Below are 14944 nucleotides of genomic sequence, written 5' to 3'. Positions count from 1 at the left end.
GATGATTCAGTTGGGTGTCATTGTTATAATGTAAAATGGTTTCTTATCTGTTAATGCTCATAAATATTATTATACAGAGAAATGTATTTTTCCTTTATAACTTTTCTCTTCAACTTCATGGTGGGTGTTAAGTGTCCACCGTCAATACTCCAAATATCTGGGGTAAGTCTAAACTGTTTTACCTTTTCCCATTTTGCGAACTTTTCGTTGGCCTCGTCAATTTCTTGTTGATACCTTGCTAATACTTGCTCGTTCGCAATAATATCTGAATTCGTCTTAATATCAATTTTGTGTATTACAGCCCATTCTTTTAAAAATTCAAAATCTGGCTGAATAAGTGCAGCCGGCATTTTTTCGCCTTCGCCTACTACCATTATCTGCTCAATGAATCTAGACTGCTTAAATCGGTTCTCCAATAATTGTGGTGCTACATATTTACCTCCAGAGGTTTTGAACATTTCCTTTTTACGATCGGTTATTTTTAGGAACCCCTCGCTATCAAGCTCACCTATATCACCGGTTAAGAAATAGCCATCAACAATAACCTCTTTGGTTTTTTCAGGATCTTTGTAATACCCCATCATTACCTGAGGACCTTTTATGCAAATTTCACCGTCTGCTGCAATCTTTACTTCTGTACGGTCTATAGGTTTACCAACAGTTCCAATTTTAAAGCCACCATCACGCATATCGTTCACTGAAATCACTGGGGAAGTTTCAGATAAACCATAGCCCTCCATTAATCCAAATTCGGCAGCGTTGAAAATTCGTGATAATCTTGGTTGTAGGGCTGCGCTACCCGACGCGATCAAACTAAGATTGCCTCCCAGTCCTTCTTTCCATTTACTAAAAATTAGTTTTCTAGCTATTGAAAGTTGTGTTTCATACCACCAACCATTTTTACCGTATGGTTCATATTTTAATCCGAGCTCCACGGCCCAGAAGAACAATTTCTTTTTTATACCGGTAAGTTCTGTACCCTTGGCGTAAATTTTATCATATACTTTTTCTAAAAGTCGTGGTACCGCTGTCATAACATGCGGACTGGTTTCTTTTAGATTGTCACTTATTTTATCCAATGATTCAGCATAATAAATGGTTACGCCTCTAAATTGGTATAGGTAAATTAACATGCGCTCGTAAACATGGCACAGAGGTAAAAAGCTTAACGCCTTGGTTTCACCATCTACAATAGGAAAACGTTTAGAGCTTTCAATGGCATTGCTTACCAAATTGTTGTGTGAAAGCATTACACCTTTAGGTCTTCCTGTAGTACCGGAAGTATAAATTAACGTTGCCAAATCATCTGGAGAAACCTCATCTTTTAGTCTATCGACTTCCTTTTGGTTAGTGGTGTCTTCGCCTAGTTCCAATACTTTTTCCCAACTTTCACAATCCGATAGGTCATCAAATGAAAAGATGTTTTTTAAACTAGGCACCTGATCTTTGATCGCTGCTACTTTTTCATATACTTCACCACAGGAAACAAAACAATATTTTGCCTCAGAATGGTTTAGTACATAGGCATAATCTTCTTCGGATATGGTGGGGTACACCGGTACGTTCTGTGCACCAAGTTGAAGAATGCCAATATCCATAATATTCCATTCGGTTCTATTGGTAAGTGAAATAACGGCGATTTTATCGTTGGGCTGCACGCCTAATCGTAATAACCCACGACTAATGGCATTTGCTTTGTTGATATATTCTTGCGTAGATGTACTAATCCACTTTCCATTTTTTTTTGACACCAAGGCCTTATCTAAGGCATGCTTTTCTAGCTGATAATATGGGAAGTCAAAAAGACGGGTAACTTTTTGCATACTTAATTTCTAATAAGAATTGCAAAATAGTGAAAGAACTCCATATTTTAAAATTGTATTATTAAATTAATCAGCTTATCATTACAATATTCTTAATTCTAGCCTTTTATGTAGAAATATATCGATTTTAACCATTTGTCTACAATAAATTGTATTTGAGCGTGTTATGTAATCAACTTAACTTTTTGTAGGAATTTTCCTTATCAAATATAGTTAAGTTTGTTTCAATAAATGTTACCCAAATCGTAGAAAACATGAAAAAAAACTACATAACAGCTTATTTTTTCAAATTTGCAACCGTCTTCGCGTTATTAATAGGAGGGAAGGCTAAGGCGCAATCAGAACCTTTCAATTGTGATTACAATGCCTATTTATTCCAATACAATGATATTTATGCATTGGACCTAGCTTCAGGTAGTTCTTATTTAGTTGCAGAAAATATTACTCCCGGTAATGTAAATGGTGTAGGTTATAACCCTACGGATGGTTATTTATGGGGTTATTTAAAAACACCTTCAAGCACTATTGTAAGAATAGGTAAAGATTATTCTGTTGATCAATATACCATTCCGGAATTACCTACCGGAAATAAATATGTAGGTGATATTTCGCCCGATGGTATTTACTATTTTAAGGCAGGCGGCTCTTCATATTATAAAGTCGATATTAATCCAGATTCAGATACATATCTACAATATTTAGGTGCTTTTGAACTAAGTCAGAGTTTAAATATTGCAGACTGGGCTTTTAATGCTGCCGATGGTATGTTGTATACTGTAGAGGGAAGTACAAGATTGTTATATAAAATAGACCCTGCTACAGGTACGGTCTATAACTTGGGAGCCGTTCCAATTCTTGATGGTTTAAAGTATACTTTTGGCGCCGTTTATTTTGATGTGGATGGTAATTTCTACATTTCTGCCAACCAAACCGGTTCTGTTTATAAAATTGATAATGTTCAAGATATTACCTTAGGTATAATACAGTCTAACATATTTGCATTTGGTCCTGCAGCTTCTAGTAATGACGGTGCACGTTGCCCTACGGCACCTGTGCCTCAAGAAGATTGTTTAAATGGTATTGATGACGATGGTGATGGTCTTGTGGATTGCGATGACCCATCTTGTTCAGGTGTTGCTTCCTGTCCTATGATAGTTACTACCTCTAGTGCAAATAAGGGAGGGTTGGAAAGCAATGATAGATTGGCGAACTTAATCAGTAAAAGAAATTTTAACCGAGCTAAATCCAACTATATCTTTGATAAAACCAAAGCAAAAAAGTTGGTTAAAAGTGCGCTGTACGGATTAAGTTCTAAGAACGACGTAAATAACATTCCTTTAAATTCTCTTGTTCCTTTGGGTGTTGTAGGAGAAACCAGTACCATTGAATCTTCACCAAGTGATTTGTTGGATTTGACCAATGCATCGGATATTTATTCCGTAGATTATTTAAATGGTTCAACAAACTTAGGTTCTTTAATGGTGATCAAAACAGATAACACCGTTTATGAGCATAGTAAATTTATTTGTGACCGTTTTCTAGGAGCACAATTGCTATCGGTAAGTAATATTCAGTTAAGAGAAAAAGATTTTATAAAGTCTATTATTAAGCAGCCAGATGGTAGTTTGGAATTCGCCTTGACATTTTCTGCCAGAGTAAACGCAGAAGGTAACTTTACAATAGAATCGCATTGGAATATAGATGCTTATACCAGTAATACCGCTTACTACAATTTTCAAATCTGGTCTAATTCAGTAGATGACCTATTGTTGTTGGCAGACGAGATTCTTGATTTGTTGGAAGCCAATTCAGAAATATCCGGATATACCGGGTCTACACCACCGCCTGTTTTTGTAAAATCGGCCAGTTATAAGAATGGAGAAGTATTGTTGAATATCGTAAACAATAATAATTCTGAAAGCATTGACCTTGAAGGCGGTTTGAAACTAACGGAAACCAGTGTTACTGAAGTTTTGGGCGTATCCGCGGAAATAGATGGATATTTAGATTCTGTTGCCTTAAAAACAGGTACTTTATTTGATCTAGGTTTTAGAATTAGTTCTGGATCAGGTGCAACGCCAGATGATTTATTTGTGGCAGATGCTCCATGGGGCTTAGATGATTCTGCAGATGCAACTACGGTATCTACCTATGAGGTGTTGCCGGCAGAAGGTCCATATGTTGGTGATGGTTACCCTATAGAACGTAATATTAAATTATCAGGTACAACAAGTAATTACGTTGGAGTGTACAGGGCCCTGAATCCAAGGTTTACGGCGGTAGATTTAAGTGATTATTCTAAAATTAGTTTTGAAGCAAAGGGTACTGCCAATATGGATGTGCAATTGATAAAAGGTGACGGTACCATCTATAAGACCAACGTTGGTTTAGAGAATGAACTTAAAGTGTACACCTTGTCTGAAACTGATTTTAAGAATGATGCAGGTGAAGAAACTGATTTTTCCGATATAAAAGTGTTGTCCTTTAATTTGGTTGCAGAGAATGGTTATGCTGAAGAAAAATCTTTAGAGTTGCAAAATGTTGATTTCCACAATAGAGAGCCAGGTCAAGAATTTGTAGACACAGATTTAAATAAATCGGTAGTGTATCCTAATCCTATGATCGAAAGTGCCAGCCTTTATTTTTATGAGGAAAATGCAGATACTTATGAGTTGGATATATATTCTTTAAGTGGTAAGCTTATTGGCAGCCATCATATGGAAGGTGAAAGTATTGCCGGGCAAAATGAAATTATTGTAGAAAGAAAAGATTTGGCCCCAGGCCTGTACCTGTACAAACTTCAAAACTCCAAAGAAAAAACATGGAGCGGAAGGTTGTTGGTGAGATAATATGTTTTGGTTGTAAAAAAAAGCTGTGTACCCATCTATTGGTAGTACACAGCTTTTGTGGTATTAAAAGGTTGTAATTATTTCTGATTTATGATCCATTCCTTGGCATTTACAAAAGCGGTGACCCAAGGTGAAACTTCATCATTTCTGTCTTCAGGGTAATGTGCCCAGTTCCAAGGGAAAATAGAACGTTCTATATGTGGCATGGTTACAAGGTGTCTACCGGTTTTATCACAAAGCATTGCTGTGTTAAAATCACTGCCATTAGGGTTTGCCGGGTAACCTTCATAACCGTATTTAGCAACGATATCATAATTGTCCTCTGAGAGTGGTAAAGAGAATTTACCTTCGCCATGAGAGATCCATACCCCAAGTTTACTGCCTTCTAATGATGAAAGCATAACGGAGTTGTTCTTTTGTATTTCTACTGATGTAAAATTGCTCTCATGTTTGTGAGAATCATTGTACGTCATTTTGCCATGTGTTTCATGCTCCGGATTAATTAGATCCAATTCCATGAACAATTGACATCCATTACAAATTCCAACGGATAAGGTGTCTGGTCTAGCAAAGAAGTTCTTTATAACCGTATTTGCCTTTTCGTTGTATTTAATGGCGCCTGCCCATCCTTTTGCGCTACCTAAAACGTCTGAGTTAGAGAAACCGCCAACGGCTCCTAAGAACTGAATATCCTCTAGATTTTCACGACCAGAGATAAGGTCGGTCATGTGAACATCTTTAACTTCAAAACCAGCTAAATACATGGCGTTTGCCATTTCACGTTCAGAGTTACTTCCTTTTTCACGCAGAATAGCTGCTTTTGGTCTACTTTCGCCAGTGTTAAGCGCACGGCTAGGAAGGGTTAATGGAGTTGAAGAGGGAAAAGTATATTGTAACGGTTGTATTTTATAATTTTCAAATCTATCTTTTGCTAAACCATTTGCGGTTTGCTGATTGTCCAATAGATAAGATGTTTTAAACCATGTATCGCGTAGAGTCTCAATGTTAAGTCCCATTTCCATCCCGTTATTTTTAATAGTAAGGACGGCTTCATTAGAAACGGTTCCTAGTTTAACGGCATCTATAGCATTCGATTCAAAAACAGATTCAATACTGTCATCTTCTGCTTGCAACACAATACCTGCATTTTCTGAGAACAAAACTTTTATAGTATCGGTCTCACCCAAAGCGGTAAGGTCAAGGTTTGCTCCTAAATTGGTATCTGCAAAGCACAGTTCAAGAAAGGTGGTGATCAATCCGCCAGAGGCAACATCATGCCCAGCAACAATTTTATCATCTTTAATTAAAGATTGAACCGTATTGAACACAGTTTTAAAGTAAGCGGAGTCTGTAATTGTAGGCGTTTCGTTACCAATACTATTTCGGGTTTGTGAGAATGAAGATCCACCTAATTTAAAAGCATCTTTAGAAAGGTTGATGTAGTAGATAGATCCAGCATCTTTTTGTAATACCGGTTCTATTACTTTGGTAATATCATTACAATTTCCGGCAGCGGAAATGACAACGGTACCTGGGGAAATGACATCACCATCCTTATATTTTTGTTTCATGGACAGCGAATCCTTTCCGGTGGGTACATTAATACCTAGTTCAATAGCAAAATCAGAAACCGCTTGTACCGCTTTATATAAACGGGCATCTTCCCCTTCATTTTTACATGGCCACATCCAATTGGCAGATAAAGAAACAGAAGCCAATCCGTCTTTTAAAGGAGCCCAAATAAGATTGGTCAAAGATTCCGCAATACTATTTTTACTTCCCGCAGACGGGTCTATAAGTGCAGAAATGGGGGAGTGGCCAATACTAGTGGCTATCCCTTCTTGACCTTTAAAATCCAAAGCCATTACACCACAATTGTTCAAAGGTAATTGTAATGGACCTACACATTGCTGTTTTGCTACACGGCCACCTACACAACGGTCAACCTTGTTCGTTAGCCAATCTTTGCTGGCAACGGCTTCTAGTTGGAGAACGGCGTCAAGGTAATCATGAAAAAAATCTAATGAATAATTGGCATTGGCGTAATTGCGTTCAACCGTATGATCTGTCATTACGGTTTTAGGGGAGCTGCCGAACATATCCGATAATTCCAAATCCATAGGCTTGGCACCATTGGTGTTCGATTCAAAAGTAAAACGGTCATCACCGGTTACATCACCTACTTCATACATTGGTGAGCGCTCGCGATCCGCAATACGTTTTAGTAAATCGATATCTTTTTTACCGATGACAAGACCCATACGTTCTTGAGATTCGTTACCAATAATTTCTTTGGCAGATAGGGTAGGGTCGCCCACTGGTAATTTATCCAAATCTATTTTCCCACCAGTTTCTTCAACAAGTTCAGAAAGACAGTTAAGGTGGCCACCAGCTCCGTGATCATGAATGGAGACAATGGTATTTTCATCACTTTCTACCATGCCACGAATAGCGTTTGCAGCTCTTTTTTGCATTTCTGGGTTAGAACGTTGAACGGCGTTCAATTCTATGGCAGAACTAAATTCTCCTGTATCTGCACTAGATACTGCAGCACCGCCCATACCAATACGGTAGTTGTCACCACCTAGAATTACAATTTTATTACCAGTTTCAGGCTCAGCCTTAATAGCTTGTTCCACTTTGCCATAACCAATACCACCGGCTTGCATTATTACTTTATCAAAGCCTAATCTTCGTTTACTTGTTGAAGTGGATGTGTTATTTTCTTCGGATGAATCAAAAGGAGTGGAATTTTCATCATACTCAAAAGTGAGCACCGAACCGGAAATTAATGGCTGACCAAATTTATTTCCAAAATCGGATGCACCGTTAGAGGCTTTTATTAATATGTCCATTGGGGTTTGGTACAGCCAATCTCTTTCTGTCATGCCTTGCTCCCAAGTACGATTTTTTTCCAGTCGGCTATATGCGGTCATGTACACTGCAGTACCAGCTAATGGCAATGAACCTTTACCACCGGCCAATCTATCTCTAATTTCGCCACCGGCACCTGTAGCGGCACCATTAAATGGCTCTACCGTAGTAGGGAAGTTATGTGTTTCCGCTTTCAGGGAAATAACGGAGTCGAATTCTTTTTCTTGGTAAAAATCGGGTTTATCTGCACTTTTGGGGGCAAATTGTACCACTTTAGGTCCCTTAACGAATGCCACGTTGTCTTTGTATGCAGAAACGATATCGTTAGGAAATTCCTGTGATGTCTTCTTAATTAATTTGAATAAGGAAGTAGGCATCTCTTGACCATCAATAACGAAAGTACCGTTGAAAATTTTGTGTCTACAGTGTTCAGAGTTCACTTGGCTAAAACCGAATACTTCAGAATCGGTTAATTTTCTACCTAGTTTTTTACTAAGATTGTCTAAGTAAGCAACTTCTTCATCATTAAGAGCCAATCCTTCCTGTTGGTTAAAGGCGCTAATGTCCTCTATGTTCAATATAGGTTTTGGCTCAACATTTATAGTAAAGATTTCTTGGTCAAGTACCTTATATTTTTGAGAAATCATAGGGTCAAATCCCATAAAGTCTTCCTTTACACTATTGAATTCCTCAATGCGAATAATACCATCAATACCCATATTTTGAGTAATTTCAGTAGCATTGGTACTCCAAGGAGTAATCATAGCGGCCCTCGGACCAACAAAAAAGGCGTCTAGAGACGCCGCATTTATTTTAGGTTGGTTGCCAAACAACCATATCAATTTATTTGTTTCTTCTGATGAAAGCTCCTTAGCGGCCTGTACCGCAAAAACCTTGTTCGTAGGTTCCCCAAAAAAGTGAATCATTTTCGTGTGTCTGGTATTGATTTTTAAAGTACAAAATTAAGGTTTTACCCGCTACTATTTACGGGAATTTAAAACACTTTTAAACACTGATTGTTAATGAAAATAATGAGATATTGTTTTATCTTTATCCATCAAAATAAAACACCTATTCAAGTATTACTTTTAAGTCTAAAATTTAGATTAACGTTTTTAAATATATTTAAGTTTGATTTTTAGACTCATGTAGAATATTCTGATTTAGCGTTGTATTAAGTAGAAGTTATAGTAAAAAGCATGGCAAAAGAAAATATAGAAACGAAGGCTCTTGAATATTGTATGGATATGTTAGGTGGAAAGTGGAAGCCTATTATTCTCTATCATGTTTCTAAAGGAACCAATCGTTTTAATAAACTTTTTAATGAAATTGAGGGTATAAATAGACAAATGCTAAGTAAGCAATTAAAATCATTGGAAAGGTCTGGTATTCTTGATCGTACACTTTACGGGGAAATTCCTCCTCGTGTAGAGTATACGTTAACACCTTTGGGAAAATCACTTTTGCCTGTAGTTCAAGCAATGACCAAATGGGGGCAAAAACAAACAAAAGAGAAAGTTGAGGTGGTTGAAGTACCACAAAATCAACAACTACCCCTTTTTTAGCCAATTTTTCACTACTTTCTGATAACATCATTTCAATTGGGGTAAAATTCCTATTTCTTCAAAATAAGGTAAATAAGTTTTCAATTAGATAAAAATAAAGGCTAGTGCATTTTGTGCCAATGAATTTGTGTACCTTTTAGTAACTAATTCAAACTAAAATGAAACAAAAAACTACCTTATGTACATTTATGTGCTGTTTGTTTACTTTAATGGGGACATTTGCACAAAAGAAAAGATCTAATAAACAGATTGAAAAGTTAAAATCTGAAGCTGCAGTATTAGTGGAGGAGAACAAAAAATTATCGCAAGTTATGGTCGATAAAATTTTTAGTTTTTCTGAGCTCGGGTTTCAAGAAGTTGAATCTTCTAAATATTTAACGGGAATACTCGCTGAGAACGGATTTGAAATTGAGCATTCCATTTCAGGTATACCTACGGCTTGGTTTGCAACGTGGAGTAATGGAGACGGACCGGTAATTGCTTTGGGCAGTGATGTAGATTGTATACCAAAAGCGTCTCAATATCCTGGTGTGGCATATCATAAACCTATTGTAGAAGGAGCTCCTGGGCATGGGGAAGGTCACAATTCTGGAATACCCATGAATATTTCATCTGCCCTGGCGGTCAAGAAAATTATGGAGCGTGAAAATATTGGCGGAACATTATTGGTATGGCCGGGAATTGCAGAGGAATTGGTCGCCGCTAAAGCATGGTACGTAAGAGACGGTCTTTTTGATGATATTGATATGTGTATTTTTACCCATGTGGGTAACAATCTAGGAGTTTCTTACGGTCCTACTAGAGGTACAGGTTTAATTTCTGTTGAATATAGTTTTGATGGGGAAGCAGCACATTCAGCCGGTTCACCATGGAGAGGGAAAAGTGCTTTAGATGCTGCGGAGCTTATGAACATTGCCTGGAATTATAAGAGAGAGCATTTGCATCCGCTAAAACGTTCTCACTCTATATTTACGGATTCGGGAGATCAGCCAAACGTTGTACCATCAAAAGCTTCTATATGGTTTTACTTTAGGGATATTAAGTATGAAGGAATCATGGAAATGTATGCTATGGCCAATGATATGGCCAAGGGTGCGGCGTTGATGACAGGTACGACCATGACGTCTAAAGTGTTGGGTACGGCATGGCCAAGGCATTATAATAAGGTAATTGCCGAAACCATGTATAATAATATAAAAGAAGTTGGTCTGCCGCAATGGTCTGCCGCTGACCAAAAATTGGCTAAAGCGGTGCAGACAGAAGTGAACTCGGAAAAAATAGAGGGATTGCCCACTAAATTGGATGATTTAGGTTTGCCGGTAGTTGATCCAATAAGCGGAGGTTCTGATGATATTGGGGATATCTCATGGAAAGTGCCAACGGTAACTTTAAGGTATCCTTCAAATATTCCCGGATTGCAGGGGCATCATTGGAGTAATGCTATTGCCATGGCTACGCCAATTGCACATAAGGGAGTGGTTGCTGGAGCCAAGGTAGAGGCTATGACCATTATCGACTTTTTACTGAAGCCGGAACTTATGAAAGGCGCATGGGATTATTTTAATAATGAACAGCAAAAAGAAACCAAATATCAGCCGATGATATCAGAAAGTGATATGCCGCCTATTTACTTAAATAAAGACAAGCAGGATCAATTTAGACCGGCTTTGGAAAAATACTATTACGACGAAACCAAATACGATACATATTTGGAACAGCTAGGTGTTGAATACCCAACGTTAAAGGAATAGGTTGTCAAAAGTCTATTTAAAAAAAGGCTTTCTGTTTAAAAACCGAAAGCCTTTTTAATAATTGATTTATATGCTTTTCTCCAATAAAGCCATGTAAAAACCGTCATAGCCACTTTTGGAGGCATAGATTTTCTTGTCCTTTACCAAAGTAAAATCTTTCCCTTCTTCAGACTTTAAGAAAGACTGGACTTGGTGACTGTTTTCTTGCGGTAAAATAGAGCAAGTTGCATACACCATTTTACCACCGGGTTTTACAATTTTACTGTAGTTTCTAATAATTTCATGTTGAGTTTTAACAATCTTGTCTAAAAACTCTGGTTGCATTTTCCATTTTGAATCTGGATTTCTTCTAAGTACTCCCAATCCTGTACAAGGTGCGTCGATCAGAACCCTATCTGCACTTCCGTAAAGTTTCTTGTAAACCTTTGTAGAATCTATTTCACGTACTTCAATATTGTGCGCGCCGTTTCTTCTTGCTCTTCTTTTAAGTTCTTTCAATTTACTTCCGTAAATATCCATGGATATTAGCTGCCCTTTGTTTTCCATTAAAGCAGCTAAGTGTAATGATTTTCCACCTGCACCCGCACAAGTATCTACCACGCGTTGTCCTGGTTCAATATCTAAAAAGTCAGATACCAGTTGAGAAGATGCGTCTTGTACTTCGAACATTCCGTTCTTAAAAGCTTGGGTCACAAAAACATTAGCTCTTTCTACTAATTTTAGCGCAGAAGGGTAGCCTCTTATTGGTTCTGCTACTATATTTTCATCTAATAACGCTTTTCGTAAAGTCTCTTTGTCAGTTTTCAGCGTATTGGTGCGTAAAATTACTTCTGCCGGCTCGTTTAGTTTAGCAAGTTCTTCTGTCCATAATTTATCACCAAGAGCTTTTTCTCCAAGTTCGTCGATCCAATCTGGAACAGCCTCTCTAAATTTTCTTATTTGAGAAAGTTCATCGAATTTTCCTTTAATCCTTCTTTCCGGTGTAGGTTCTATCTGTTTCCAATCTGGCAATTTTATACCTTTTAATACAGCCCAAACTGCCCACATGCGAAACAGGTCTGGTCTGCTGAAAGGTGCTTTAACTTCAGCTATTTCAGTATAAAGACGTTTGTAACGAACCATTTCATAAGTTGTTTCAGCAATAAAACCACGGTCACGAGAACCCCAGCGTTTATCAAATTTTAGTACTTTTTGAACAACCTTGTCGGCATATTCGTTTTCGTTAAATATTAGGTTTAAGGCGTCTATTACGGCAAACACCAAATTTCTGTGTAATTTCATTAGAAGTGTTATTGTTACTAGTCAGAAGATTTGAAGCCGTTAATGAATTCAATGTTATTGATATAGGCTTTTGTCCTCCAAAAAATTATGGCTGCAAAGGTATTGTTTTAGAAGCGATTCCATTTATTTTTGATAAACTTTATACCCTATTTACATGCGTTATGTCATTCTTCTGGTAATTTTATTGGTTTCATGTTCAGAAAGTGTGCAACATAAGCCCTTTAATTCAGTTAAAATTGAGACTATTTATTCAGATTCTATAAGTATCAGGGCAATTGAGCTTATGGGGAATAATGTGGCTTTTGCAGCTAATAAGGGCACCTTTGGTACAGTAGATTTAATCTCTGGTAAAATCAGGGCAAACGTTCAAAAATATCATACGGGAATACCTGCTTTTAGGTCTGTGGCCCATACGTCAACAGATTTTTTCATGCTGTCAATTGAATCTCCTGCATTACTTTATAAAATAGGTGATAGCGGACGAATGGAAATAGTTTATAAAGAGGAAGGTGAGGATGTTTTTTATGATGCCATGACTTTTTTAAATGATATGGATGGTATTGCAATAGGTGATAAAGTTGGTGATTGCTTAAGTGTTATTGTAACTAAAGATGGTGGTAATACCTGGACTAAAGTTCCTTGCAGTCAATTGCCCGAAGGAATTATTGGCGAGGGTGCCTTTGCGGCAAGCAATACCAATATTAAATCAATTGGAGATAAGGTTTGGATGGCGACGACAACTGGTAGGGTTTTATTTTCTTCGGATAAAGGAAAATCTTGGGAAGTTTATCAGACACCCATACAACATACAGAACCAACACACGGTATATATTCTATAGATTTTTATGACAAAAATTTTGGAATAGCCTTTGGGGGTGATTACACCAAGCCAGATAATTCAACTGCGAACAAAGCAATCACAAAAGATGGGGGCAAAACTTGGAAATTACTGGCAGATGGTAAACAGCCGGGATACAAAAGTTGTGTGCAGTTTGTGCCAGGAAGTAAAGGTAAAGAAATCGTTGCCGTAGGTTTTACGGGCATATCTTACTCTTCTGATATGGGTGAAAGTTGGAAAAAATTATCCAATGAATCTTTCTATACCGTGCGCTTTCAAAACGATTCGGTTGCTTATGCAGCGGGTAAAAATCGCATAGCAAAACTAGTGTTCAAGTAGTTATCTACCACCTTTGTTTTGACGATACTGCTTCATTAATTGACGTTTGAATTCTTCTTCTGATCGTAGTAATAACAGTGTTTTTTTTGCCGTAATTACCTTACTGACATCTTTTAAGAATTTAGTGTCTAATGCTTCCTCTTCTTCTTCAATTTTAATGTGAAGTGCTAAAAGACTTTCCGCCTCTTTTTCGGTAAGCGCATCGGCATCCTTTATTTTACCTCTTATTTGGTCGTGATTCTTTTTCCTTAAGGCATTTCTTTTCTCTTGGTACTCGTTGTAAACGGGCCAGAAATCTTGTGCTTCCTTACTGCTTAAAGAGAGTTTTTCGGTAATAAAGGCAACTTTAAGCGTGTTTATTTTTTCCCAATTTTGGTTTCTTTGTCCAAAAGAAAGCGTGGTGATAAACAGAAATATAATAAGTACAAGTCTATTCATTTTCGTAAAAATTTAATTCGTCAAAATCACTTACATTTTCATTTAAGTAATCTAGAAGGTTATCACTCTCAATAGGAGAGCTTAAAAAATCTGAAAACTCGGTATCGGTTACCGGTAGTACTTCAGCTATCTCATAAGGAGATAATTCAAAATCATTATTTTCAAAATAGGCTTCAATATCGGTATTTGCCAAATCATTGAAACTTAGTTCTTGGCTACTGTCCCAATTGTATCCTAAAGCTATAATGGCAATTGCGGCTATAGATGCTGCTATGGCAAAAATTTTCTTGTATGGGAAAAGAGGAATCACCTTCGTCTCTGTATCAAGCTTGTTTTGTAGCCTGTCATTGAACGTTTCAAAATAATTATCGGGCACCTTGAATGCACTTTCTTCTGGAAAAGTACTTTCTGGTTGAGACAATTTATCCATCAATCTTTCTTCAAAGCTATCAAAGTAGCCTTTGGGAGTTTTAAACGGAATGTTATTTTTTTTGTTCATGATATACGTTTGACAATCAATTGTATAAAAGGTTTAATCTTCTTTTAAATACTGTTCTAATTTTTTTACTGCTAGGTGATACGATGCTTTTAATCCGCCAACGGAGGTGTTTAAAATTTCTGAAATTTCTTCATATTTCAATTCTTGAAAATATTTCATATTGAACACCAATTTTTGCTTTTCAGGGAGCGTGGCTATCGCTTTTTGTAGTTGAAGTTGTATTTCATCTCCTTCAAAATAAACGTCTGCTTCCAAATTTTCAACCAATCTATCTTGGTAGTCGGTGTCCGATACGCCCTGTAACTTTGCTTTTTGTTTTATAAAATTTAAAGCTTCATTGGTGGCAATACGGTACATCCAAGAGAATAGTTTACTATCTCCTTTAAATCCGTCTATATTTTTATAGACTTTAATAAAGGTGTTTTGTAGCACATCATCAGCATCATCATGATTTAAAACAATACTACGTATTTGCCAGTACAAGCGTTCTTTATAGGTATTTACCAATACCTCAAAAGCCTGAGCTTGTCTGCTCTTTGTTTTTAAGTCGATAACTAATGTTTCCTCTTCGATCACCAAAAATTGAGGTTTGTTTATTCTTAGACAATGAATTTAGTCAAAGGTTTAATTGTTGAAAAGAGTTATTATCATTATAACGAAGATTTTCAATATAATAAGGTTCTTTAC

At 37.0% G+C, this 14944-nt stretch carries 10 protein-coding genes; 4 read left to right on the top strand and 6 right to left on the bottom strand.

Annotated features, from left to right (window positions below):
- Nucleotides 1-50 precede the first annotated feature (50 nt).
- The gene (locus B2Z27_RS04360; protein ID WP_286812702.1) at nt 51-1823 is read right to left on the bottom strand and encodes an AMP-dependent synthetase/ligase; all 1773 of its coding nucleotides are present in this window, start codon (nt 1821-1823) and stop codon (nt 51-53) included.
- A gap of 254 nt (nt 1824-2077) precedes the next feature.
- Here B2Z27_RS04360 and B2Z27_RS04355 point away from each other — a divergent pair, with 254 nt between their 5' ends.
- Nucleotides 2078-4672 carry a DUF6923 family protein gene (locus B2Z27_RS04355; protein ID WP_286812701.1) on the top strand — a complete coding sequence of 865 codons (2595 nt, stop codon included), beginning with the start codon at nt 2078-2080 and terminating at the stop codon, nt 4670-4672.
- Nucleotides 4673-4749: 77 nt separating this feature from the next.
- On the opposite strand, the gene purL is transcribed toward B2Z27_RS04355, so the two are convergent.
- Nucleotides 4750-8472 (bottom strand): phosphoribosylformylglycinamidine synthase, encoded by a 3723-nt coding sequence (purL, locus tag B2Z27_RS04350; RefSeq protein WP_286812700.1) that lies wholly within the window; start codon nt 8470-8472, stop codon nt 4750-4752.
- Between the two features lie 273 nt (nt 8473-8745).
- Between purL and B2Z27_RS04345 the strand changes: the two genes are divergently transcribed.
- On the top strand, nt 8746-9111 hold the full coding sequence (locus B2Z27_RS04345) for a winged helix-turn-helix transcriptional regulator (protein WP_074674233.1): 366 nt from the start codon (nt 8746-8748) through the stop codon (nt 9109-9111).
- Between the two features lie 158 nt (nt 9112-9269).
- A complete protein-coding gene (locus B2Z27_RS04340) occupies nt 9270-10862 on the top strand; it encodes an amidohydrolase (protein WP_286812699.1) in 1593 nt (530 codons plus the stop codon).
- A gap of 66 nt (nt 10863-10928) precedes the next feature.
- Here B2Z27_RS04340 and B2Z27_RS04335 read toward each other — a convergent pair whose 3' ends face one another.
- A complete protein-coding gene (locus tag B2Z27_RS04335; RefSeq protein ID WP_286812698.1) occupies nt 10929-12143 on the bottom strand; it encodes an RsmB/NOP family class I SAM-dependent RNA methyltransferase in 1215 nt (404 codons plus the stop codon).
- Nucleotides 12144-12297: 154 nt separating this feature from the next.
- On the opposite strand from B2Z27_RS04335, the gene B2Z27_RS04330 reads away from it, so the two are divergent.
- Nucleotides 12298-13320 (top strand): WD40/YVTN/BNR-like repeat-containing protein, encoded by a 1023-nt coding sequence (locus B2Z27_RS04330; RefSeq protein WP_286812697.1) that lies wholly within the window; start codon nt 12298-12300, stop codon nt 13318-13320.
- On the opposite strand, the gene B2Z27_RS04325 is transcribed toward B2Z27_RS04330, so the two are convergent.
- From B2Z27_RS04325 to B2Z27_RS04315, 3 genes are read right to left on the bottom strand one after another with little or no spacing between them, the layout of a single operon-like run.
- On the bottom strand, nt 13321-13758 hold the full coding sequence (locus tag B2Z27_RS04325; RefSeq protein WP_058103065.1) for a hypothetical protein: 438 nt from the start codon (nt 13756-13758) through the stop codon (nt 13321-13323). It lies immediately after the preceding gene.
- On the bottom strand, nt 13751-14257 hold the full coding sequence (locus tag B2Z27_RS04320) for a hypothetical protein (protein WP_286812696.1): 507 nt from the start codon (nt 14255-14257) through the stop codon (nt 13751-13753). Before B2Z27_RS04320 ends, B2Z27_RS04325 begins: the two co-directional genes overlap by 8 nt.
- A gap of 33 nt (nt 14258-14290) precedes the next feature.
- The gene (locus tag B2Z27_RS04315; RefSeq protein ID WP_058103063.1) at nt 14291-14833 is read right to left on the bottom strand and encodes an RNA polymerase sigma factor; all 543 of its coding nucleotides are present in this window, start codon (nt 14831-14833) and stop codon (nt 14291-14293) included.
- Between the last annotated feature and the right edge of the window lie 111 nt (nt 14834-14944).

This window comes from Maribacter sp. UBA3344 (assembly GCF_002362375.1).
Taxonomy (GTDB): Bacteria; Bacteroidota; Bacteroidia; order Flavobacteriales; family Flavobacteriaceae; genus Maribacter; species Maribacter dokdonensis.
This window is presented reverse-complemented; position numbering and strand designations above follow the sequence as displayed.

Coding starts and splice junctions, on each gene's coding strand:
- B2Z27_RS04360 (WP_286812702.1), bottom strand. CDS start 1,823: ATGCAAAAAGTTACCCGTCTTTTTGACTTCCCATATTATCAGCTAGAA.
- B2Z27_RS04355 (WP_286812701.1), top strand. CDS start 2,078: ATGAAAAAAAACTACATAACAGCTTATTTTTTCAAATTTGCAACCGTC.
- purL (WP_286812700.1), bottom strand. CDS start 8,472: ATGATTCACTTTTTTGGGGAACCTACGAACAAGGTTTTTGCGGTACAG.
- B2Z27_RS04345 (WP_074674233.1), top strand. CDS start 8,746: ATGGCAAAAGAAAATATAGAAACGAAGGCTCTTGAATATTGTATGGAT.
- B2Z27_RS04340 (WP_286812699.1), top strand. CDS start 9,270: ATGAAACAAAAAACTACCTTATGTACATTTATGTGCTGTTTGTTTACT.
- B2Z27_RS04335 (WP_286812698.1), bottom strand. CDS start 12,143: ATGAAATTACACAGAAATTTGGTGTTTGCCGTAATAGACGCCTTAAAC.
- B2Z27_RS04330 (WP_286812697.1), top strand. CDS start 12,298: ATGCGTTATGTCATTCTTCTGGTAATTTTATTGGTTTCATGTTCAGAA.
- B2Z27_RS04325 (WP_058103065.1), bottom strand. CDS start 13,758: ATGAATAGACTTGTACTTATTATATTTCTGTTTATCACCACGCTTTCT.
- B2Z27_RS04320 (WP_286812696.1), bottom strand. CDS start 14,257: ATGAACAAAAAAAATAACATTCCGTTTAAAACTCCCAAAGGCTACTTT.